The sequence below is a fragment of the Pseudomonas sp. genome (genome assembly GCF_049645325.1).
Lineage (GTDB): Bacteria > Pseudomonadota > Gammaproteobacteria > Pseudomonadales > Pseudomonadaceae > Aquipseudomonas.
This window is the reverse complement of sequence record NZ_JBARTQ010000385.1, coordinates 1-4755: the sequence shown is the minus strand read 5'-3', so window position 1 is coordinate 4755 and position 4755 is coordinate 1. Positions and strand designations below refer to the sequence as shown.

General features: G+C 62.8%; 5 protein-coding genes. 4 read left to right on the top strand and 1 reads right to left on the bottom strand.

Annotated features, from left to right (window positions below; all coding sequences use genetic code 11):
- Positions 1–44 precede the first annotated feature (44 nt).
- Positions 45–974, bottom strand: coding sequence for a DMT family transporter (locus tag WBB95_RS16885; protein ID WP_424488634.1), 930 nt, complete (start codon positions 972–974; stop codon positions 45–47).
- 92 nt (positions 975–1066) lie between these two features.
- On the opposite strand from WBB95_RS16885, the gene WBB95_RS16880 reads away from it, so the two are divergent.
- From WBB95_RS16880 to WBB95_RS16865, 4 genes are all read left to right on the top strand, one after another.
- On the top strand, positions 1067–1630 hold the full coding sequence (locus tag WBB95_RS16880) for a helix-turn-helix domain-containing protein (protein WP_424488633.1): 564 nt from the start codon (positions 1067–1069) through the stop codon (positions 1628–1630).
- A gap of 154 nt (positions 1631–1784) precedes the next feature.
- Positions 1785–2981 (top strand): SfnB family sulfur acquisition oxidoreductase, encoded by a 1197-nt coding sequence (locus tag WBB95_RS16875; protein WP_424488632.1) that lies wholly within the window; start codon positions 1785–1787, stop codon positions 2979–2981.
- 12 nt (positions 2982–2993) lie between these two features.
- Positions 2994–3335 carry an acyl-CoA dehydrogenase gene (locus WBB95_RS16870; RefSeq protein ID WP_424488631.1) on the top strand — a complete coding sequence of 114 codons (342 nt, stop codon included), beginning with the start codon at positions 2994–2996 and terminating at the stop codon, positions 3333–3335.
- Positions 3335–4714, top strand: a complete 1380-nt coding sequence (locus WBB95_RS16865; protein WP_424488630.1) for an LLM class flavin-dependent oxidoreductase — start codon at positions 3335–3337, stop codon at positions 4712–4714. The genes WBB95_RS16870 and WBB95_RS16865 overlap by 1 nt, the downstream gene beginning before the upstream one ends.
- Positions 4715–4755 lie beyond the last annotated feature (41 nt).

Sequence of the window (4755 nt, the reverse complement as noted above, 5' to 3'; positions counted from 1 at the left end):
GCTTTCGCGAGCAAGCCCGCTCCCACCTTTGTCCGAGTCAGACCTTACCCCTGCTGCTCCTGTTCCCTTTCATCTTGCAGCTCAAGCGCTTTTTGCCCCTTGGTCTTCAACTCACTCACAATCACCGCCGCGACAATCAACGCCGCCCCGACCATCGCAATCGGCGGGAAGCGCTCCCCGGCAATCCGCCCGACCACCCCGGCCCACACCGGTTCACCGGCATAGATCAAGGTGGCGCGGGTCGGCGAAACGCTCTGTTGCGCCCAGTTCATCGCGACCTGGATCACCGCACTGGTCAAACCCAGGCCCACGGCGCTGAACAGCAGCAACCAGGAGAACCCCGGCAGCGCCTCGCCCATCGGCACCACCATCAGGAACGACAGCAGCGACGCCGTGGCCAGCTGCACCACCGTCACCCGGCGCACATCCACCTGCCCGGCAAAGGCGCTGATCAGAATGATCTCGGCCGCCACCGCGACCGCACAGATCAGCGTGGCGATCTCGCCAGGGCTGAAGTTCAGCGACGCGCCGGCCGGGTCGGTGAGCAGCATCAACCCGGTGAACGCCAGCATGATGCCGATGGCCGGCATCAACCCCGGGCGACGGCCCAGCACCAGCCACTGCAACAGCGGCACACACGGCACATACAGCGCCGTGATGAACGCCGACTGGCTGCTGGGAATGGTTTGCAGGCCGATGGTCTGCATGCCGTAGCCGAACATGATCGAGGTGCCGATGAACGCGCCGGCCTTCAGCTCAAACAGCGTCAGGTCGCGCAAGGTGCGAAAGGAAAAGAAACCGACCACGATCGCCGCCGCCGCAAACCGCAGGCCGACGAAAAACATCGGCCCGCTGACCTTCATGGCGTGTTGCACCAGCAAAAAGGTGCCGCCCCAAATCATGGTGATCACCACCAGGAGGCATTCGGCTTTGCTGAAACGGTTGAAACGGGAGGAGGCGTTCGGGGTGGTCATGGCGGCTCGGTCTTGCAAGGGAAAGGCACGGACCGCACAATGCGCCGCACGCTGGGCAGTATACTGCGCACACCTACCTATTGAGCAATATAGTGCACAAAGAAAATCCACAACGAGCCTCGGTCCTGCAACACGTCAGCCAGAACGTCCGTCGGCTGCGGCATGCTGCCGACTTGAGCCAGACCGCGCTGTCGGAAAAATCCGGGGTCAGCCGGCGCATGCTGGTGGCCATCGAAGCGGGCGAGAAGAACGTCAGCCTGTCCACCCTCGACCGTGTTGCCGAAGCGTTGGACGTGGCGTTCAGCGACCTGATCCAGGCGCCGGATGCCCCCGACCACAGCCGCATCAATGAGCTGGCCTGGGCCGGTGATATTCCCGGCAGTAAAGCCGTGCTGCTGGCCAAAGCCACCGCGCGCCGCGAAGTGGAACTGTGGGAAATGCGCCTGGAACCGGGGGACCGCTACAGCCCCGAGCCCGACCCGGAAGGCTGGAGCGTGCAGCTGTTTGTATTTGAAGGCCGCCTGACCCTGATACTGGATGACCAGGAAAAGCACGTCGCCGCCGGCGAGTTCTACATGTTCGCCAGCGTTCAGGCCCACGGCTATCGCAATGATGGTGAAGTGGCGGTGCGCTTTGTGCGCAACGTGGTGATCTAACTGTTCGCCGGGCAACAGTGGATGCACACTTTGCTGGTTTGCAGCGCCGCCTCTGGCGCTAATCAATCAGCAACCTGCTGTTTTTATTAAAGATTAAATTCAGGCACGACTCCTGCAATCACTCCGTTATCCCATCGGAGCCTGGAGTCGGCCCATGTCAGCCCACCCTCAACACCCTGCCCATATCATCCGTTCGGATGCGGAAGCCATCGAGGTGGCGACGCGGTTGGCCGAACGTTTTGCCGTCGATGCCAGCGTGCGCGACCGTGAACGCCGCCTGCCCGTCGCCGAGCTCGACGAGTTCTCCGCCAGTGGCCTGTGGGGTATCACCATTCCCAAGGCCTATGGCGGCGCCGAGGTGTCCTATGTGACCGTGGCCGAGGTGATCAAGCTGATCTCCGCCGCTGACCCGTCACTGGGCCAGATCCCGCAGAACCACTTGGGCGTGGTCGACATCCTCTTGCAAACCGCGACGGAGGAGCAAAAGCGCCACTACTTCGGCAAGGTCCTGGCCGGTTACCGCTTCGGCGATGCCTTCTCCGAAGCCAAGAGCAAAAACGCCGGCACCTTCGACACCCAGATTCGCTTTGACGGTGACACCGCCTACATCAACGGTGAGAAGTTCTACTGCACCGGCGCACTGTTCGCTCACCTGGTGCCCACCGTCGGCAACAACGAACATGGCCAGGCGTTTATCGCCTTCGTCGAACGCGATGCACCGGGCCTCAGTGTGATTGACAGTTGGGACGGCTTCGGCCAGCGCACCACCGCCAGCGGCGGGGTGACCCTCGACGGGGTGGTCGTGCCCCTGAGCGCAGTGATCCCCGCCCACCAGGCCTTCGACCAGCCCACCGCGAACGGCCCGATCTCACAGATTATCCAGGCTGCCGTGGATACCGGCATCGCCCTCGGCGCGCTGGAGCAGGCCAAGATTTACGCCCGCCAGGCGCGGCCGTGGATCGACAGCCAGCAAGACCACGGCTGGCAAGACCCTTTCACGATTGCCGCTATCGGCGACCTGGAATGGCGCGTGCACGGCACCGAAGCCATCCTCGCCAAGGCAGGCCGCGCGGTCGACCGCGCCCTCGCCGAGCCGAATGAAGACACCGTCGCCGACGCCTCGCTGGTGGTCGCCCAGGCCAAAGTGCTGTCCGCCGAAACCGCCTTGCTCGCCAGCAGCAAACTCTTCGAGCTGGCCGGCACCCGTTCGGTGACCGGCAAGCACAACCTCGACCGCTTCTGGCGCAATGCGCGCACCCACACCCTGCACGATCCGGCGCGCTGGAAATACCACCTGATCGGCAACTTCGTGCTCAACGGCGTGAAGCCTGCGCGCCACGCCTGGAACTGAGGAGCCTTAGCCATGACTGCCCTGAACCTTGCGCGCCAACTGCTGGAAAGCACCCGGCGCCATGTCGAAAAAAGCGATGACCCTTACGTGATCAGCCGTTTTGGCGATTTGCAAATTCGCGTGGACGTAGCCGCCGCGTTGTTTGAGCGCGTCGAAACCCACCCCAGCCCGGTGGCGCTCACCGAGGCCCGGATCGCCGCCGACGAGGCCTTGCTTGCTGCCAGTGCAGCCGAGTTCGAACTGACCGGCCAACGCACCGCGCTGCCGCCGACGCTCGACGACCCGCTGCGCGTGAAATACCAGATTGTTGGCAACTACCACCTCAACGGCGTTGCGCCCAGGAGTGCTGTTTGATGTCCCGTGAAATACGCTTGAATGCCTTCGACATGAATTGTGTCGGTCACCAGTCCCCCGGCCTCTGGGCACACCCGCGTGACCGCTCGTGGCAATACAAAGACCTGGAATACTGGACCGACCTCGCCAAAATCCTTGAACGCGGCAAGTTCGATGGCCTGTTTATCGCCGACGTGCTGGGCATCTACGACGTGTACAACGGCAACGGCGACGCGGCGATCCGCCAGGCCACGCAAGTGCCGGTCAACGACCCGCTGTCGCTGATCGCGCCGATGGCATTGGTCACCGAGCACTTGGGGTTTGGCCTGACTGCGTCGCTGTCGTTCGAACACCCGTATCCGTTCGCCCGCAGGCTCTCCACACTCGATCACCTGACCAAAGGCCGTATCGGCTGGAACATCGTCACCTCCTACCTGGAAAGCGGCGCCAAGAACCTCGGCCAGAAAGCCCAGACCGAACACGATGCGCGCTACGACTACGCCGAGGAATACCTGGAAGTTTGCTACAAACTCTGGGAAGGCAGTTGGGAAGAGGGCGCGGTGCTGCGCGACCGCGAACGCCGGATTTTCAGCGACCCGAGCAAAATCCATGAAATCCGCCACGTCGGCAAACACTTCCAGGTGCCCGGTATTCACCTCTGCGAGCCGTCGCCGCAGCGTACGCCGGTGCTGTACCAGGCCGGGGCATCCAGCCGTGGCAAGCAGTTCGCCGCCGAGCAGGCTGAGTGCGTGTTCGTGGCTGCGCCGTCCAAGGTGTTGTTGAAAAAGACCGTCGCCGATATCCGCCGGCGTGCGGCCGAGGCCGGGCGCGACCCGAAGAAAATCCTGATTTTCAACTTGCAGACGGTGATCGTCGGCGAGACCGACGCCAAGGCCAAGGCCAAGTTCGACGAATACAAATCCTACGTCAGCTACGAAGGCGCGATGGCGTTGATCTCCGGCTGGACCGGGATCGACTTCAGCCAGTTCAAACCCGACGAACCGCTCAAGCACGTGCACACCAATGCGATCCAGTCGGCGGTAGAAGCATTTTCCACGGCCGACCCGAACAAGGTCTGGACGCCCAACGAGCTGGCCGATTGGGTCGGTATCGGCGGCTTTGGCCCGCTGTTCGTCGGCGGCCCGGAAACCGTCGCGGACCTGTTGCAGGAATGGGTCGAGGAAACGGACGTGGACGGCTTCAACCTGGCTTATGCGCTGACCCACGAAACCTTTATCGACGCCGTGGACTTGCTGGTGCCGGAGTTGCAGAAGCGCGGTGTGTACAAGACCGAATATGCCCAGGGCACTTTGCGCGAGAAGCTGTTCGGTAATGGCGCGCGACTGGGGGCCAATCACCCTGGCGCGGGTTATCGGGACCTCAAGGCCACCACCCTCTAACTGAAACACCTCGGTCAATGTGGGAGCTGGCTTGCCTGCGA